At 65.8% G+C, this 15,106-nt stretch carries 13 protein-coding genes; 4 read left to right on the forward strand and 9 right to left on the reverse strand.

Features of this window, described 5'->3' with window-relative positions:
* Nucleotides 1-93: 93 nt before the first annotated feature.
* From IPM80_05355 to IPM80_05385, 7 genes are all read right to left on the reverse strand, one after another.
* Nucleotides 94-2,265 carry a xanthine dehydrogenase family protein molybdopterin-binding subunit gene (locus IPM80_05355; protein ID MBK8957858.1) on the reverse strand — a complete coding sequence of 724 codons (2,172 nt, stop codon included), beginning with the start codon at nucleotides 2,263-2,265 and terminating at the stop codon, nucleotides 94-96.
* A complete protein-coding gene (locus IPM80_05360; GenBank protein ID MBK8957859.1) occupies nucleotides 2,258-2,722 on the reverse strand; it encodes a (2Fe-2S)-binding protein in 465 nt (154 codons plus the stop codon). The genes IPM80_05355 and IPM80_05360 overlap by 8 nt, the downstream gene beginning before the upstream one ends.
* Before the next feature lie 82 nt (nucleotides 2,723-2,804).
* On the reverse strand, nucleotides 2,805-4,001 hold the full coding sequence (locus IPM80_05365) for an FAD-dependent monooxygenase (GenBank protein MBK8957860.1): 1,197 nt from the start codon (nucleotides 3,999-4,001) through the stop codon (nucleotides 2,805-2,807).
* A gap of 304 nt (nucleotides 4,002-4,305) precedes the next feature.
* Complete coding sequence (locus tag IPM80_05370) at nucleotides 4,306-4,956, reverse strand: dihydrofolate reductase family protein (GenBank protein ID MBK8957861.1); 651 nt, start codon at nucleotides 4,954-4,956, stop codon at nucleotides 4,306-4,308.
* Nucleotides 4,957-5,210: 254 nt separating this feature from the next.
* Nucleotides 5,211-5,639, reverse strand: a complete 429-nt coding sequence (locus tag IPM80_05375) for a nuclear transport factor 2 family protein (GenBank protein ID MBK8957862.1) — start codon at nucleotides 5,637-5,639, stop codon at nucleotides 5,211-5,213.
* Nucleotides 5,640-5,723: 84 nt separating this feature from the next.
* Nucleotides 5,724-6,221 carry a helix-turn-helix transcriptional regulator gene (locus tag IPM80_05380; protein ID MBK8957863.1) on the reverse strand — a complete coding sequence of 166 codons (498 nt, stop codon included), beginning with the start codon at nucleotides 6,219-6,221 and terminating at the stop codon, nucleotides 5,724-5,726.
* Nucleotides 6,222-6,225: 4 nt separating this feature from the next.
* Nucleotides 6,226-6,990, reverse strand: coding sequence for an SDR family NAD(P)-dependent oxidoreductase (locus tag IPM80_05385; GenBank protein ID MBK8957864.1), 765 nt, complete (start codon nucleotides 6,988-6,990; stop codon nucleotides 6,226-6,228).
* A 100-nt stretch (nucleotides 6,991-7,090) separates the two neighbouring features.
* On the opposite strand from IPM80_05385, the gene IPM80_05390 reads away from it, so the two are divergent.
* Nucleotides 7,091-7,861: an SDR family oxidoreductase gene (locus IPM80_05390; protein ID MBK8957865.1), complete on the forward strand. Its 771-nt coding sequence runs from the start codon at nucleotides 7,091-7,093 to the stop codon at nucleotides 7,859-7,861.
* A gap of 17 nt (nucleotides 7,862-7,878) precedes the next feature.
* Here the strand turns inward: IPM80_05390 and IPM80_05395 are convergent, their stop codons facing one another.
* Nucleotides 7,879-9,201, reverse strand: a complete 1,323-nt coding sequence (locus tag IPM80_05395; GenBank protein MBK8957866.1) for a 2-oxo acid dehydrogenase subunit E2 — start codon at nucleotides 9,199-9,201, stop codon at nucleotides 7,879-7,881.
* A gap of 1 nt (nucleotide 9,202) precedes the next feature.
* Nucleotides 9,203-11,878: a pyruvate dehydrogenase (acetyl-transferring), homodimeric type gene (gene aceE / locus IPM80_05400; protein ID MBK8957867.1), complete on the reverse strand. Its 2,676-nt coding sequence runs from the start codon at nucleotides 11,876-11,878 to the stop codon at nucleotides 9,203-9,205.
* 137 nt (nucleotides 11,879-12,015) lie between these two features.
* Here aceE and IPM80_05405 point away from each other — a divergent pair, with 137 nt between their 5' ends.
* From IPM80_05405 to IPM80_05415, 3 genes are all read left to right on the forward strand, one after another.
* The gene (locus tag IPM80_05405; GenBank protein ID MBK8957868.1) at nucleotides 12,016-12,537 is read left to right on the forward strand and encodes an Lrp/AsnC family transcriptional regulator; all 522 of its coding nucleotides are present in this window, start codon (nucleotides 12,016-12,018) and stop codon (nucleotides 12,535-12,537) included.
* A gap of 218 nt (nucleotides 12,538-12,755) precedes the next feature.
* Nucleotides 12,756-13,424, forward strand: a complete 669-nt coding sequence (locus IPM80_05410; protein ID MBK8957869.1) for a TetR family transcriptional regulator — start codon at nucleotides 12,756-12,758, stop codon at nucleotides 13,422-13,424.
* Entirely contained in the window at nucleotides 13,421-15,052 is a 1,632-nt protein-coding gene (locus tag IPM80_05415; GenBank protein ID MBK8957870.1) for an FAD-dependent monooxygenase, read from the forward strand. Before IPM80_05410 ends, IPM80_05415 begins: the two co-directional genes overlap by 4 nt.
* The last annotated feature ends 54 nt before the right edge of the window (nucleotides 15,053-15,106 follow it).

The following is a 15,106-nucleotide window of genomic DNA, read 5'->3' on the forward strand; positions in this document are numbered from 1 at the left end:
CGCGGCGGTTCAAGTTTGATGAAACTTTGATGACCGAACGCCGCGGCTTGGCGATGATGGGCCCGACGCGCCTGCAGCTGTGAAGACAGGTCGTCACCCCTCGAGAAACGTGAAGCCACGCAGACTCGCCGGGTATTGGTCGACCTCCTGGCCGGTGGCTTGGAACAGGGCCTCGGACAAGGCCGGAATGAACGGCGGCACGCCCACTTCTCCGACGCCGGTTGGATGATCGAGTGGACTATCGATGAGATAAACGTCGACATCGGGGGTGTGGCGCATCGCGGCTATCGCGTAATCCGTGAAGTTGCTTTGCTTGGCGCGGCCGTTGACTATTTCAACCTGTTGGCCGAGGAAGGCCGAGAGCGCGAACGCGACCGCGCTGTAGACCTGGGCCTTGACCAGTTCCGGGTTGATGACCAGGCCGCAATCGAAGGCCGCGGTCACCCGCTGGAAGTCCAGGCGTGAACCGTTCTTGATGATTTCCACCACGTAGCCGCATACCGATCCGAAAGACGCATGTACCGCCATGCCGCGGAAGACCTTGGCGGCGGCCGCGGCTTTCCAGTCGGATTCGCGTTCCAGGACGTCGAGCACGCCCATGACGCGCGCGGTCTTGGCCGCCTCTTTGCCTGCCAACAGCCGACGGCGATATTCAAACGGATCCGCGCCGACCAGGCGCGCCAGGCGATTGATGATGCCTTCGACCGCCGGCCCGTTATGTGAATCCGCCTCGCCGCGTTGCCAACAGACCGACACCGCGTGGCTGGGGCTATGCAGCTGGTAGTCGACATTGGGCCCGGCGTAGAGGTTGTCCAGCAATCCCTCCACGGAAAACCGATCGAAGCCGTCGGCATTGGCCGATGCCTCGAAAAACGTGCCCTTGGTGATCGACGCACAGACCACTTTATGCAGCCAATGCATAGGCAAGCCGCGCGCATCGAGGCCGACGCTGTAGCGGTGCAGTGCCATCGGCCGATAGAGACCGCCTTGAATGTCGTCCTCGCGCTGCCAGGTGAGTTTGATTGGGACGTCGAGTCCCGCGCTCTGCGCCACCTGCACGGCCTCGACCAGGTAGTCGGCTTGGGGCGAGGCGCGGCGCCCGAAGCTGCCGCCCAGCCATTGGGTATGGATAGAAATCTTGGCTGCGGGAATGCCGGTGGCCTTCTCGATGTTCGGCACGTCGATACCCTGGAACTGGGTGCCGCACCAGATCTCGCAAGCGCCATCCTTGACCCGCGCCGTGGCGTTCAAGGGCTCCATGGGCGCGTGGGCCAGGAACGGAAAACGCATCTCGCCATCAAGACGTTTATCCGCCTCCTCCAGGCGCACGCTGCCTTGGCGTTGGAAAGACGTGCCCTGTGTGTCGGCGAGCGCGGCGTATTCGCGCCACAGATCGGCCGACGAGACTTTTGCAAAGGCGCCGTCATCCCACTTGATGTCGAGGGCGTCGCGCGCCTGCCGGGCTTGCCAATAGGTGTCGGCGATCACCGCCACGCCGGTCGGGATGCGCACCACCTTGCGCACGCCCGCCATGCCTTCGGCACGACGGCTATCCACCGCGAGCAACTTGCCACCGAACACCGGCGCATGCGCGATGGCGGCGTGCAGCATGCCGGGCAGCATCACATCGATGCCGAACCTCGCCGTGCCGTTGCTTTTCACGAGCCGGTCGAGTCGCGGCATGCCGCGGCCGATGAGCGTGAACTGCTGTCGTTCCTTGAGCTTCACGGCGGTGGGCGGCGTGAGCGTGGCCGCCTTCGCCGTGAGTTCGCCAAAACTCGCCTGGGCGCCGGTGGCGGGATCCGACACGCGCGAGTTGGCCGCGACCAGGCGCGCGACCGGCACCTGCCATTGTTCCGCCGCGGCCGCCAGCAGCATGGCACGCGCGGTGGCGCCGATCTCCCGCAGGTATCGCCACTGGCTGCTGAGCGAAGTCGATGCACCGACCGCGATCACTCCCCAGTCGCGGTGATTGAACGCCGGGTCCAGCGAGTCCAGATGCTCGGCGACGACATGCTTCCAGTCGGCATCCAGTTCATCGGCCAACACCTGCGCCATGCCGGTATAACTGCCACAGCCGAGGTCCGCGTGCGGCATGATGATGCGCACGCTGTCGTCGGCATCGATGCGCAGCAGCGCACTCGGCGAGAAAGATGCCGACGGCGTGGGCGCCGCCAGCGCACGGCGCGACGGCATGACCAGGCCAAAGGTCAACACCGCGGCGCCTGCCAGGAAAGCGCGGCGTCCGAGTTGCAGCTCAGCCATGGGTGCCGGCCTTTGCTGCCTGCCTGATGGCGGCTCGCACCAGTTGGTAGGTGCCGCAACGGCACAGGTTGGTGATCCTGGCGGCGATGTCGGCGTCGGTGGGATTGGGGATCTCCTTCAGCAAAGCCACCGCCGCCATGATCATTCCCGACTGGCAGTAGCCGCATTGCGCGACATTGAGTGCCGCCCAGGCGCTCTGGACGGGATGGAGTGGGGCGGCGGTGAGGCCTTCGATGGTGGTGATTTTCTTGTCGCTGGCGATGCCACTGAGCGGCGTGCCGCAGCTACGCGTGGCAACGCCGTCGACCAGCACCGTGCAGGCACCGCACGCCATCACCCCGCAGCCATACTTGGTGCCGGTCAACCCCAGCGTATCGCGCAGCGCCCACAGTAGCGGCGTGGACGGCGCCAGCTCGACCTCGTGGACCTGCTCATTGACCGTCAGGCGTTGCGTCATTGCTCTCTCCTTGGCGTGATGCGGCGGCCATCAATGGTGGTGAGCCGCGGTCGTGAAGTCGATGGTGTCACGTCGGATTACCTCAAGCGCCGCGGGCGATGGCCGCCAGGTTGTCCGGCGCGAAGAACTGTTGCGGGCAGGTAGCGCCACTCAACAGACCGAGGAAAGCGGTGGTGGCGGTCGGCTGGCTTGCGATCGCCTGGAAGAGCGCGCGCTCCTGAGTGTCCTGCGCGGCGAAGCCTGCCATCTGCACCGTCATGTGATGACGCGGCACGAGTCGCGCGTCGCGTCGCGCGTGCCATTGTTCGAGGCCGGCGGTCATGTCCTGCTCACCACGCAGGCCTGCGTCCAGCGCCTGCGTGCATTCGTCGGCGTCGATGAACGCGTCGGATATGCCTTGCGCGGTGCAGGGGTCTTTCTTGTGCCCGGCGTCGCCCACCAATACCCAGCCGGGGCCGTGGGGTACGCGCAGGAAATTGCGTGTCGAACGCGTTCGCAAGGGTTCGGTGAGCGTGGCGCGCGCCACTTGTTCGGCGAGCGCCGGGGCGAGTTCCTGAATGCGTGCGTAGTAGTCCACCTCGGCGCTGACCGCGAGGGACTTGTACACGGGCATGGCCCAATTGACGCCGACCAGCGTCTGCTTGCTTGCGGTCGGTCCCCAGTAGAGTCCGACGCCCGGCCGGGTATGAAAGCGCAGCCGGTCGCTAGTCAGATCGGCCCAGTAGCTCCACACGGTCACTTGCTGCGCGGGGGCTTCGTGATAGTGCGGCGCGTCGACGAGCTTGGCGACGGTGGACGCCGGGCCGTCGGCGCCGATGACCATGCGCGCTTGTAACGATCGCCTGTGGCCGTGTGCATCCTGCACGAGCGCGCCGACCACGCGCTGCCCGTCGCGCAGGAGATCGACCAAGCGGGTGTCCGGCAGGTAGTCCACGCCGGCCGCGATGGCCGCGTCGACCAGCAAGGGATCGATGACGAAGCGTCGCGGACCGAAGGCGCGGGCGTCGCCATCGACGGCCGGCGGCGTTCCTTCGATACGCACGAAGCCGAAGTCGAATTCATAGCGATCGAAGCCCGGGCATGCCGCCTCGAGCCGCGGCAGCAGTCCCCATCGACGCAGCCGGGCCACCCCTGGCGCCTGCAGAAAATGGGTTGAATGCTTCATTTCCTCGTCCCGCGCCGCCTTGTCCAGCATCAGCACCCGGTGTCCCTGGCGCGCCAGCAGCATGGCGGTGCTGGCGCCCGCGCAGCGCGCGCCGACCACGATTACATCGTGCATTCCCTTCCCCCCGACGAAGCCACGGCCCTTGGCGCGCGTGAACGACACCCCTTACCTAGCGTAGACCACTCATGCGAGTGGGGCGCGGGCGATGGATGGCCGTGAATCTAGAGCGAACATTCGACAAGCCGATGGCAGCGGCGGCATCGGATCAGCTCCCGATGGTGATCATTGCTGCTCCAGCTTGAATTCCGCTTCGAGTTTCATCCGCTGGCTTGAGTCATAGGAACTGATGGCGCCGACGCCGCAGGTCTTTCAACGGCCCGCGCCCAGGGAAAATCTGGGCACCTGGGAGTATTCGGCGTCACTGCCGCGTGATGACCACGTGCGTGGCGAGGGGCGATGCCGCCTGTTCGGTGCAGGCGTAGCCGAGGCTCGGCAGGTTCACGCCATCGAACAAGCGTTCACCCGCGCCGAGAAGGACGGGCGCGATGGCGATATGGAGTTCATCCACCAGGCCTAGGCGCAAGTATTGTTGGATGACATTGACGCCGCCTCCCAGCCTCACGTCCTTGCCGGCGGCGGCCTCGCGCGCCTGGGCCAGGGCGTCGACGATGCCAGAGGTTACGAAATGGAAAGTCGTCCCTCCTTCCATGACCAACGGCGCCCGTGCGTGATGCGTCAGTACGAAAACGGGCACGTGGTACACAGGGTTTTCGCCCCACCAACCGCGCCAGGATTCGTCGGGCCACGCGCCGCGCACGGGACCGAACATGTTCCTGCCGAGGATCCAGGCGCCGATGTTCCTGAAGCCACGCGCGGCGAATTGCTCATCGACACCGTCGCTTGCTCCGCCGTCGCTACCGAGCACCGCTTTTTGGAAGGTTCGCGTGGAAAATGCCCAGGCGTGCAGCGAGGTTCCTCCCACCCCCAGCGGGTTGTCGAGGTCCTGGTCGGGGCCGGCACCATAGCCGTCAAGTGAAATCGTGAAGCTCTCCACGCGGAGTCTGGACATGGGATTTCCTCGCTGCGAGTGGCTGGCCGGACACCGTCGAGCCGACGCGTTGAATTCAAGACGTGCAGGCCGAGCTTACAGCAGGCGCGCTCGGCGAGCGCGCCGGGGACTTGGCGAGCACCAGCCTACCTATGGCGCTGGCCGCAGGAAGGGCCGTCTTCAAGGATGGCGAGAGGGGCTGTGAGCGCCTGTCGGACAGTCCTCTGATATTGCCGCCCCCGCGTTCTTGCACGAGGCCGGTAGCGGACGCCGATTCACTTGCTGTCCCAGTAATCGGTGGCCCGCACGATCTGCCCGTCGCGATGCTGGAGGATGGCGGCGCCCCTGACGCTCCAGGCGTCCTTGCCTGTGCCGGCCTTCATGGTCCACTCGACGGCCGCGGCGTGGTCGCCAATTAAGATGCTGGTCGGCTCGACCGTGACGCCGGGCGAGGACTGCAGGAATTTCGTTGCGAAGGCGCGGACCTCGGTGGGGCCGGTGGCAAGCTCGCCGGTGGCGACGTCTTCGTAGACGGTGTCGGGCGCAAAGTAGCTCATGACTTCTTCGACCTTGCCGCTCGACCACGCGGCGTAATAGGCGCGCAGGCGCGCTTCGCTGAGTTCGGCGGCGGTGGCGAGCTGGGCGTTTGCGAACAGCGCAACGCTCAGCGTGAAGCTCACAAGGAATTCGCGGGTGGTCGGCATGGAGAGTCTCCTTGAAGGTGAGTGCACTGGGGTGGTGACGCTGGTGTATTGCTCCGGCCTGGCGCCGATTGACGGCGCAGGCGTTCAGTGTTCGGTGTTCGCGCGACGCCCAAGTCGCGTGCGCGTCTCGGCCGAGGCGCCTGGCCCTGGCGCGGCGCTGATGTCTTCAATTTTCAGCTCCCGGCCGTCGCGGTTGGTGACGCGCAGGCGCGGAAGCCGGCGCCCGGTGGCCCGTTCGCGCAGGACCAAGGGTTCGTTGCCGCGCCCGAACACCCATTCGTCGGACCACTCGCGCAGCGCCATCAGCACCGGCAACAGCGCACGGCCCTTGGCGGTGAGGTGGTATTCGTAACGATCGCCGGCCGTACCGGCGGCGACGCGCTCGAACACGCCATGCTCGACCAGGCGACGCAGGCGCGTGGTCAGGATGTTCTTGGCAATGCCGAGGCTGCGCTCGAATTCGCCGAAACGCCGTGCACCGAAGAACGCGTCGCGCACGATCAGCAGCGTCCACCAGTCGCCCAAGGCTTCCAGCGCCTGGGCAACGCCGCAATTCATGTCCCCGAAGCGTTTGCGTCCCATGAGATCAGTGATTCCACCAGGCACGGTCTGAACAGGCGCGCAGATCGAGTTCGAACGTCCAGGTCGAGCGATGCTGACGCGCGAGATGAAGATACGTCTCGGCGACCTGCTCGGGCAACAGCAGGCCATCGTGTTCGTTGCCGCGCGATTCGCGCAGCGCCTGGAACAACTCGGCGCCCAGCAATTTGCCGAGCGTATCCGGTGCATCCACCGGTCCATCGATCACGATATGCGCCACGTGGATACCCTTGGCGGCGAATTCGGCGTTGAGCGATTGGCACAGCATGCGTCGGCCGCCCATCGCCGCGGCATGGGAATGCTGACCGCCGTTGCCACGCATGGCGGCGGTTGAAGATGTGACCAACAATGTGCCGTGGCCGCGCGCCTGCATGGATGGAAACAACGCGGACGCCAGGCGGAACAGGCCGAAGGTGCCGATGCGCCAGCCGGTTTCAAAAGCCTTCAGCGAAGTCTCGGCCAGCGCGCGATCACCAATCTGCGCACCGAGGTTGTACACCGCGACCTCGATGGGACCAATGTCCGCCTCGACGCGGGCAACGAGGTCTTCCAGGCTGCCTGGTTCGACGGCATTGAGCAGAAAGCCGCTCGCGGCATGGCCATCCTGGTGGATGTTCTCCACCAGCGCGTCGAGCCCGGCCTGATCGCTGTGACGGCACAGCACCGCGTGATAACCCTCGCGTGCGAATCGTCGCGCAACGTTGCCGCCGATCCCGGCGCCGGCGCCTATGACCAGGCAAACAGGTGTCATGGGTCTCTCCTCGGTTGGTTCATCGCGGGGGCGAGTTTTAGGTTGCATTAAACAACCATATAGTTTCATCATGCAACCTTCTAAAGCGCGGAGCCGGAAAATGACACAGCCGACAAATGTCTTGCAGAGAGATACAGCATTGATCGTGGGCGGCGGGCCGGGCATCAGCGCGAGCTGCGCGCGACTGTTCGCAGCCGAGGGTATGCAGGTCGCCGTGGCGGCGCGAGACCCGAGCAAGCCCGTGTTGAAAACACTGGAACAGCAACACGGCGTGCGCCGTTATGCCTGTGACGCCGGCGTTGCGGCGGATGTCGAGCGCCTGTTCCGCGAGGTCACGTCCGATCTTGGCGCGCCGACCCTGGTCATACACAACATCGACGGCCGCGTTGCCGCCGTGTTTGGCAAGAGCATCACCGAGGCGGCGCCCGAGGTCGTGCTCGAAACCCTCCACAACGCCGCGTTCAGCGCTTTCCTGGTCGCGCAGCAGGCCGCACGCGTCATGCTGTCGAATCCGCCCGCGGCAAGCGGCGCCAAGGGCACCATCATCTTCACCAACGCCAGCGCGGCGCTGAAGGGATACGCCAAGAGCGGCGCCTTCGCCATGGCCTGCCACGCCAAGGCCGGGCTCGCGCAAAGCATCGCGCGGGAATTGATGCCGCAGGGCATCCACGTCGCCAACGTACCGATAGACGCGGCCATCGGCTGGACACAGGACGATGGTTCTCGCGCCCATCGACTGGCCGGCACGTCCGTCGATGACAATCTTGCCGACCCGGACCGCATCGCCGAACTCTACCTGCAGCTCCATCGACAGCATCGCTCGACCTGGGCCTTCGAGGTCGTGCTCAGGCCGTGGCTGGAAAAGTGGTGACCGCCGGGCGGCGTCGGTCAGAGCGCGAAGCTCAAGGGATTTTCCAGGTCCGCGCGTACGCCGCCGAGAAACTCGGCCGCATCGGCGCCATTGATGACGCGGTGGTCGAAGCCGAGCGTGAGCGACAGGCAGCGACGGATGGCAATCTGGCCGTCGACCACGGCGGGCGTGTCGAGCAGTGCGCCGACGCCGAGGATGGCGACCTCGGGCCAGTTCACCAATGGCTGAAGACTGTCGACACCGTGGCTGCCCAGGTTGGAAATCGTGAAGCCCGCGCCCTGGTAGGCGGCGAGCGGCAGCTTCTGTTCGCGCGCGCCGACTATCAGCTCGTCGAGCTGCGTGGCGAGTGCTTTGAGACCGTGCGTCAACGGATCTCGTAACACCGGCACCACCAGGCCGCGCGACGAGGTGACGGCCATGCCGACATTGATGTACTGGCGATACACCAACGCCTGGTGCTCGGCGTCGTAGGCAGTGTTGAAACGCGGGTGGGCCACGAGCTGCCTCGCCACCGCGCGCACGATCAGCACGTTCAGGGTCAGCGGCGCCTCGCTCGCGGGCTGCGCGCGACGCATCGCGCGCCGGGCCGCTTCGAGGGAGGTCAGGTCCGCGCTTGCCTGTATCCATGCGTGGGGGATCTCGCTCGCCGCGCGCGCCATGTTCCTGGCGGTCGTTTGCGCGATGCGCGGCAAGGGTTCGCTGCGTACCGGGCCGAAGGCAGCGAGAGCGGGCAAGGGCGTGCAGGCGGGGTCGTTGCTGCCACGGTTTTCGATCTTGGAGCGGGCATGACGTCGCACATCATCGCGACTGATGCGCGTGCCGGGCCCGCTGCCGCTCACCTCGGCAAGATCGATGCCCAACTCGCGGGCCTCACGCCGCGCCGCGGGGCCGGCCGGAAGAATGTGCCTCCGCTGGGAGGTCGGCGCGACCGTCGACGCGGCGCAAGCGCTGCCCGCGGAGGTCGCCACCGGACCCCATGAATGATCGCGCGCCGTTGTCACGGACATGCTGGACGCTCCGCATTCGACAACAGTGGGTGCCTGCGCCGACGATGCGCTGGCGTCGTCAGCCGCTTGTGAAGACGCGTTGCCGTCGTTCGCCAGCATGGTTGCGAAGCGCGTCCCGCCGGCGAGGGTGTCGCCGACGGCGATGGCCAGCTCGAGAATGCGGCCGGCGCATTCGGCGGGCACCTCCATCGTGACCTTGTCGGTCTCCAATTCGAGCAGGCTCTGACCCGCCAATACCTCGCAGCCCACGCTCACGAGGATGGCGGTGACGGTGCCTTCCAGCGCGGCTTCGCCGAGGTCCGGTATGGTCAGCACTTTGGCTTGCGCGCTCATCTCAGCGCTCGGCGGCCGCCGGTGCGTCGGCGTCGATGGCGAAGTCGCGGATCACCGCCGCCATTTCAGCGCTGGTGGCGGCGCCGCCGCGCCGCAGTCCATCGAGCGCGGCGAGCACGATATGCGGCGGGTCCACTTCGAAATAGCGGCGCAGGGATTCTCGTGTCTCGCTCACGCCGTAGCCATCGGTGCCCAGCGCGGAAAACTCGCCGGGCACCCAGGGCGCGATGGCGCCTGCATAGGCGCGCATGTAGTCCGACACCGCCACGAATGCACCGCTCTCGCCGGCGAGCACTTGGCAAAGATAAGGCAGGCGCGGCGCTTGTTCGGGATGCAGACGATTCCAGCGTTCGCAGGCCAGGCCGTCACGCTGCAGCTCGTTGAAGCTGGTCACGCTCCACACGTCCACGCTGCAGCCGCGTTCTTCCAGCAGTGGCACGGCGGCGAGCGCCTGCTGCATCAGGCTTCCACTCGCCAGAAGGTGCACGCGGCGTGTCGTCCCGTCGGTGTCATCAGCCTTCCTGTAGCGATAGATGCCGCGCAGGATGCCTGCGCAAAGATCTTCGCGCGGCAGCGGCGGCATTGCGTAGGCTTCGTTGTAGACGGTGATGTAGTAGAAGATGGCTTCGCCCTTCTCGTACATGCGTTCGATGCCATCGCGAATGATCAACGCGAGTTCATAGGCGAATGCCGGGTCGTAACTCTTGAGGTTGGGCACGGTATTCGCCACCACCTGCGAGTGGCCGTCCTGGTGCTGCAGGCCCTCGCCGTTGAGCGTGGTGCGTCCCGCGGTACCGCCCAGCAGAAAGCCGCGCGCCAGCATGTCGCCGCAGGCCCAGATCATGTCGCCCACGCGCTGGAATCCGAAGATCGAATAGAAGATGTAGAACGGGATGGTCGGTACGCCGTGCACGGCGTAGGCCGTGCCCGCCGCGAGGAACGAAGCCATGGCGCCGGTTTCGCAGATGCCTTCCTGCAGGATCTGGCCATCGACCGCTTCCTTGTAGGGCAACAGCGAGCCGGCATCCACCGGCGTGTAGTTCTGGCCTTCCGGCGCGTAGATGCCGGCCGCCTTGAACAGCGCGTCCATGCCGAAGGTTCGCGCTTCGTCGGGCACGATGGGCACCACGTAGCGGCCGATGTCGGGATCCTTCAAAAGCTTGGTGAGCAGGCGCACGACCGCGGCGGTGGTCGACACGGCGCGCTGGTTCGAGCCCTGCAGGAATTCCGCGAAGCGTTCGAGCGGCGGCGCTTGCAGACGCGGGCAGGCCACCTCGCGGCTGGGCAGAAATCCGCCCAAGGCCTGGCGATGGCTCTTGAGGTATTCGATCTCCGCGCTGTCGTCCGCCGGCCGATAGAACTCCGCGCGTGCCATCGCATCGGCGGTCAGCGGAATGCCGTAGGAAACCGCGCAGCGTTCGCGTTCTTCCCGTTTGAGATTCTTCTTCTGGTGCACGGTGTTGGTGCCCTGTACGGCGCCGAGGCCGTCGCCCTTGACGGTCTTGATGAGGATGACGGTCGGCTTGTCTTTCGAACCGAGCGCACGCAGGTAGGCCGCGTACACCTTCTTCGGATCCTGCCCGCCACGCTTGATGAGTTTCACTTCCTCGTCGGTCAGGGAATTCATGAGTCGCTCGAGTTCGGGGTTGCCCTCCACCCAGTGCTCGCGCTGACGGTCGCCCGGCAGCACGGAGTAGTACTGGTAGTCGCCATCGAGCGCGCCTTCCATGCGCTTGCGCAGCGTGCCGGCGTGGTCCTGCGCGAGCAGGCTGTCCCAGCCGCTGCCCCAGATCACCTTGATGACGTTCCAGTCCGCGCCGCGGAAGCGTCGCTCCAATTCCTGGATGATTTTTCCATTGCCGCGCACCGGGCCGTCGAGACGCTGCAAATTGCAGTTGACGATGAGGATGAGGTTGTCGAGCTTTTCGCGCGCCGCGATGGAGATGGTGCCGAGCACTTCGGGCTCGTCGGCCTCGCCGTCGCCGATGAAACACCACACCTTGCCGCCATTGCGCGGCTTGAGTCCGCGGTTCTCGAGATACTTGGCGAAGCGCGCCTGGTAGATCGCGGTCGGCGTCGACAGGCCCATGGATGCGCAGGGCACGGCCCAGAATTCCGGCAGTGCGCGCGGATGCGGGTAGGACGACAGCCCGCCACCCGGCGCGAGCTGGCGGCGAAAGTTGTTGAGTTGATTTTCGTCGAGCCGGCCTTCGAGAAAGGCGCGCGCGTACACACCCGGCGCCGCATGGGGCTGCGGTATGACGATGTCACCGCCGTAGTCCGCGCTCTTCTTGCGGAAGAAGTGCTGGAAGCCGACTTCCATCTGCGTGGCGGCCGAGGCGTAGGTCGCGATGTGACCGCCCACGCCGTGGCCGGCGTCGGCGGCCTTGAGCACCATGGCCATCGCGTTCCAGCGGACCAGGTTCTCGATGCGCTTTTCCAATTCCACGTCGCCTGGATAAGGCGGCTGCTCGAGTAGCGAGACGGTATTGACGTAGGGGGTGTTGAGCGGTGCCTCGCTGACCGGGATACCGATGTTGCTGGCGTGACCCAGCAGCGTTCGCAGCAGCGCATGGGCGCCCTCGGCGCCATGGGTTTCGAACACGTAATCGAGCGAATCGATCCATTCGCGTTGATCGAGGGCGAAGGTGTTTGAAGCTTGTGCCGGGTTGTTCATGGCGACTTTCCGCGCTGGCTGTCGGTGCCGAAAAGTCTAGCTGTGCGGTGCTGCAATTAAGTGCTGAAATGGCCCTGAGATTGCGATGATTGGCAATGAAAATAAAAATCGAGCGAACAAAAGGGCCAGATATGCCAATAGCGAAACTTGACCGCATGGACTACCGGATCCTCCTGCATCTGCAGGACGATGCGCGACTGACGAACCTCGAACTCGCCGGCAAGGTTGGCCTGTCGCCGTCGCCGTGCCTGCGTCGCGTCAAGGCCCTGGAGGACGCGGGCATCATCCGTCGTTACGTCGCCATACTCGACGCGGTGGCGGTCGGGCTGCCCATCAGCGCCTTCATCAACGTGTCGCTGCGCAGCCAGGAACGCGAGGCGCTCGAGCAGTTCCAGGAGCAGATAGCCGGCTGTCCGGAAGTGATGGAGTGCTACCTGATGACCGGCAACTCCGACTACCTGCTGCGCGTGGTGGTGCCGGACCTCGATGCCTACGAGCGATTCCTGGGCGACAAGCTCACGCGCATACCGGGCGTGGGCAACATCCAGACCAGCTTCGCGCTGAAACCGGTCGTGTACCGAACCCAGCTGCCACTCGGTGAGCAGGGCAGCGGCGGCGCCAGGGCGCCGGCCAAGTCGAAATCCAAACGGCGACGCTAGCCGTCGCCCGAGGTTCACGCTGGCACGAACAAGGCCAATGCATGAAGCGGTGGTGGGGCGCGCTTCGGCGTCGTTTCCATCGCGGGTTTCCGGCGCGGCGCTTGCCCGTTTTGGACTGACCGGCTAGATTCGTTGACTGATAGTCAACGAAAATCCATCGTCATGACCATACCCATCCTTATGCGTGCGCCGTCCGCAAGGCCGGCATGGCGCTGTGCATGACGCGCCTCGCCGAAATGCCACGCACCCGTCGTCAGGCCCAGGCCGAGGCCACGGCCGCGCGCGTGCTGTCCGCCGCCGCCGATCAATTTGCCGCGCGGCCCTACGACACCGTGTCCATGGCGGCCATCGCCGATGCCGCGGGCTGTGCCCATGGCTTGCCTTTCCACTATTTCGGCAACAAGCGCGGCCTGTACCTGGCCGCCATGCGCGACGCCGCGCGTGAATTGGCGGAGGCACACGCCAGCGCCCGCGCTGCGGCGCCGCGCGACGAGCTGCGCGCGATGCTTGCCGCGCATTTCGATTTCATGGTGCGCAGGCCGACCCTCGCGGTCGCGCTGCTGCGTGGTGGCATCGGCGCCGATCCGGACGCGTGGGCGATCTTCGACGTGGTGCGGCGGCAGTTCCTGATGCGCGTCTGCGAGTTGCTGCATCTCGACGCCGAGGCCCGTGCCTTGATGTTCATGTTGCGCGCCTTGAGCGGCGCCATCGACGAATCGACGCTGCAGGTACTGGAAGCGCCGCGCGTGGTCGTCACCGAAGCGCTGATCGACGCTCTCATGCTCATGCTCGCGGCCAGCATCCAGGCGGCAGCGACGCTAGCCCCTGGCCTGGCCGTGAGCCGCGCGCTGACGTTACTCGAAGCGAAGGAGAACAAGACACGATGAACGCCCAAGCAGCCGTCGAAACGCCGGTGCTGATCGCCGGCGGCGGGCCTGTCGGCATGACACTCGCGCTGGAGTTGGCGCGGCTCGGTGTGCGTTGCACGCTCCTCGAGCAGAGTGAACACACGACGCGTTATCCGAAGATGGATTTGACCAACGTGCGTTCGATGGAACTCTATCGGCGCCTGGGTCTCGCCGAGCGGCTGCGCGATGTCGGCGTGCCGCGCGAGAATCCTTTCGACATCCTGTGGATGACCTCGCTGTGCGGCCACGAGCTGCATCGCTTTCGCTATCCGTCCTCAGCCGAGTTCGCAGCGACGGCGCGCCAGCGCAACGACGGCAACCAGCCCGGCGAAGCGCCGTTGCGCGTGAGCCAGGTTGCGATCGAGCCGATCTTGAAGGCCGCGGTCGAAGCCGAACCATTGATCGATGCACGCTTCCAGGTGCGTTTCGAGCGTGTGCTTGGCCAGGACGCGGAAGGCGTCGATATCGAGGCGCTCGATATGCGGACCAACAAGCGCATCACGCTGCGTGCCGCCTATGTCGCCGGCTGCGACGGCGGCGCCAGCCGCGTGCGCGAATCGCTGGGCATTGCGCTCGAAGGCGACTTCGCGGTCGCGAGCGCCTACATGATCCACTTCCGCAGCCCTGAACGGGCCTTCCTGCAGCGCTGGGGCAAGACCTGGCATTCGCAGTCGGCGATGGGCACCTTGATTCACCAGGACGACGACGAAATCCATACCCTGCAGGCCTGGATAATGCCGGGAGAAGATCCGAGCACCTGGGACCCGGGCGAGGTGCTCGAGCGCTGGGCCGGTCGCAAATTCGATTACGAGATCCTGCTGCACAATCCGTGGAGCGCGCACATGGTGGTCGCCGAGCGTTACGTTGACGGGCGCGTCGCGCTGGCAGGCGATGCGGCCCACCAGTTCATGCCCACCGGCGGCTACGGCATGAATTCCGGCGTGTGCGACGCCATCGGTCTGGCCTGGATGTTCGCGGCCCTGGTGCAGGGCTGGGGCGGGCCCCAGCTGCTGGCCGCCCATGACGCCGAACGACGGCCGACAGCCTGGTGGCATCGCGATGCCTCGCGCCGCCATCTCGGTGTGCGTATCGAGATAGCCGAGATCTTCGCCGCCGCCGGCGAACTCGAAGGCGAGGACGCCGAGACCGTTGCGCGGCGCGCCGAGGTGGGCGCGCGCATCGCGGCCGCCGGCAATGCCGAGAACGAGTCCTGGGGCGTGGAACTCGGCTTTCGTTACGACCAGTCGCCGATAGTCGCGACGGAAGACGACGCGCCCAGCGTCGAACCGCTGGCCTACGTCGCGTCGACATGGCCCGGCGCACGCTTGCCGCATGTCTTCCTCGCCGATGGTGTCAGCATTCACGACCGCCTGGGACTTGGCTTCACGCTGGTCGTCGTCGACGGTGACGAAGACATGCGCGCATTCGAACAGGCGGCGGCCCGGCGTGGCATGCCGTTCACGGTGGTGCGACTCGCGCGCCCCGATCTCTTATCCATCTATGCACGCCGACTGTTGCTGGTGCGGCCTGATCAACACATCGCCTGGCGTGGCGATGCGCCGCCGGCCGACGTGCCGGCTTTGCTGGCGCAGGTGTGCGGCGGCTGAGATTTTTTTGACCGGTGACCCACCGGCGCGGTCGCGCCGCCATCAACGCGAGGA

The sequence above is a fragment of the Pseudomonadota bacterium genome (assembly GCA_016719885.1).
In the GTDB taxonomy this organism is placed as follows: Bacteria; Pseudomonadota; Gammaproteobacteria.

What these genes read in the sequence shown, in the direction of transcription:
- IPM80_05360 (MBK8957859.1), bottom strand. Translation starts at nt 2,722, where the DNA reads ATGACGCAACGCCTGACGGTCAATGAGCAGGTCCACGAGGTCGAGCTG.
- IPM80_05365 (MBK8957860.1), bottom strand. Translation starts at nt 4,001, where the DNA reads ATGCACGATGTAATCGTGGTCGGCGCGCGCTGCGCGGGCGCCAGCACC.
- IPM80_05355 (MBK8957858.1), bottom strand. Translation starts at nt 2,265, where the DNA reads ATGGCTGAGCTGCAACTCGGACGCCGCGCTTTCCTGGCAGGCGCCGCG.
- IPM80_05415 (MBK8957870.1), top strand. Translation starts at nt 13,421, where the DNA reads ATGAACGCCCAAGCAGCCGTCGAAACGCCGGTGCTGATCGCCGGCGGC.
- IPM80_05410 (MBK8957869.1), top strand. Translation starts at nt 12,756, where the DNA reads ATGACGCGCCTCGCCGAAATGCCACGCACCCGTCGTCAGGCCCAGGCC.
- IPM80_05395 (MBK8957866.1), bottom strand. Translation starts at nt 9,201, where the DNA reads ATGAGCGCGCAAGCCAAAGTGCTGACCATACCGGACCTCGGCGAAGCC.
- IPM80_05370 (MBK8957861.1), bottom strand. Translation starts at nt 4,956, where the DNA reads ATGTCCAGACTCCGCGTGGAGAGCTTCACGATTTCACTTGACGGCTAT.
- IPM80_05390 (MBK8957865.1), top strand. Translation starts at nt 7,091, where the DNA reads ATGACACAGCCGACAAATGTCTTGCAGAGAGATACAGCATTGATCGTG.
- IPM80_05380 (MBK8957863.1), bottom strand. Translation starts at nt 6,221, where the DNA reads ATGGGACGCAAACGCTTCGGGGACATGAATTGCGGCGTTGCCCAGGCG.
- aceE (MBK8957867.1), bottom strand. Translation starts at nt 11,878, where the DNA reads ATGAACAACCCGGCACAAGCTTCAAACACCTTCGCCCTCGATCAACGC.
- IPM80_05375 (MBK8957862.1), bottom strand. Translation starts at nt 5,639, where the DNA reads ATGCCGACCACCCGCGAATTCCTTGTGAGCTTCACGCTGAGCGTTGCG.
- IPM80_05385 (MBK8957864.1), bottom strand. Translation starts at nt 6,990, where the DNA reads ATGACACCTGTTTGCCTGGTCATAGGCGCCGGCGCCGGGATCGGCGGC.